Source organism: Microcoleus sp. S28C3 (genome assembly GCF_036700785.1).
Lineage (GTDB): Bacteria > Cyanobacteriota > Cyanobacteriia > Cyanobacteriales > Microcoleaceae > Microcoleus > Microcoleus asticus.
The window spans coordinates 1-1,196 of the sequence record NZ_JAUBPO010000298.1 but is presented as its reverse complement, the minus strand read 5'-3'; the positions used below and the strand labels follow the sequence as shown (position 1 = coordinate 1,196).

General features: G+C 45.9%; 1 protein-coding gene. It reads right to left on the bottom strand.

What is annotated here, in order from left to right; translation table 11 throughout:
• Window positions 1-59: 59 nt before the first annotated feature.
• On the bottom strand, window positions 60-1,196 hold a 1,137-nt coding region (gene tnpC / locus QUA13_RS32555), incomplete at its 5' end, for an IS66 family transposase (protein WP_333205235.1).

The window sequence follows — 1,196 nt, the reverse complement described above, 5'->3', positions numbered from 1 at the left end:
GTAAGCGTTCAGGGGGTGCAAATAAGACGAAACACGCCCCCCAAAATAAAGTAATAAAATTAAGCAGCCTTCAACAACTCAGAATCATCAGAACAAGTAGTAACTTGTGGAAGCAAAGATGGCGCGGTTGTACCACCACGAGCAGCAATAACAGCCTGAGTCATAAATTCCAAAACATTACGCTTTTGGGACTTGAGGGTTGTAACCACAGTTAGCATTCGAGCCACAAAATGACTACCAGCTTCAGTTTGAGAACCAAAGCTAGTACGTCGCCATATTACGGCAGGACGAATAGCCCTTTCTGCGGCATTGTTAGTCGGTTCAACACTCTCACTGGTCACGAACAACCACATCGCCGACTCCACTTTGAGCAATTGACGACAGGTACGAACCGTTTTTGCCAGAGGTGTTTTTTCCCTTGTACCGATGGCATAGTGAGCCGCTTCAAGTAAAGTTGCTGTAATGGATGAGCGAATCTCTGGAACCAACTCACCAAAATCATTACCAGATAAAGTGCCATCTCTGACTTGATGCCAAAGTTCAAACAACTTCTCCTGTTGTTTTACCAGTGCAGTTCCCAATTGTGCCGAGATTCCAGGACGTTCCGAAATTTTGATAAATTCCCGTCGTAGATGCGCCCAACATAATTGCCGACGTTCTAAGTCTACCCAGTTGTACGCACCATGACGGTCAGAGTTTAAAATCCCGTCAAAGTTTTCACCCAATAAATTCCTCGCGGCTTCTGTACAACGAGTTAGGGCAATTTCAAAAAATGTTACTAGGGGTGTGACTGCAACCCAGAGCCAAGCTTTTCTCTGTTGAGGATTACCACCGTCAATATTTCCTTGATTAAAGCTGGTTTCATCTGCTCCCACGCAGGGTGAGCGTTGGATATAAAGTTTTGCTTCATCCACACAGCGGGAAACTGCATCGCTCCCTTCGAGCCGAAGTCTGTTGATAGTTCCCAATGATATTGAAATCCCAAATATTTCTTGCATGGCACTTTGTACCATTCTGTGACTATTGCGGTACACTCCACTGAGCAATGCCACTAGCGCCACTACTCTGACCCCGTAACCACTTGGGTTCACCTCGTCTGGTAATGTTGCACGAGTCGTGGCACCGCATCCTGTGCAAGTTAATTGATGTAATCGATGCTCGATGACGATGCGGCTCATGGGTGGAATTTCTACTAT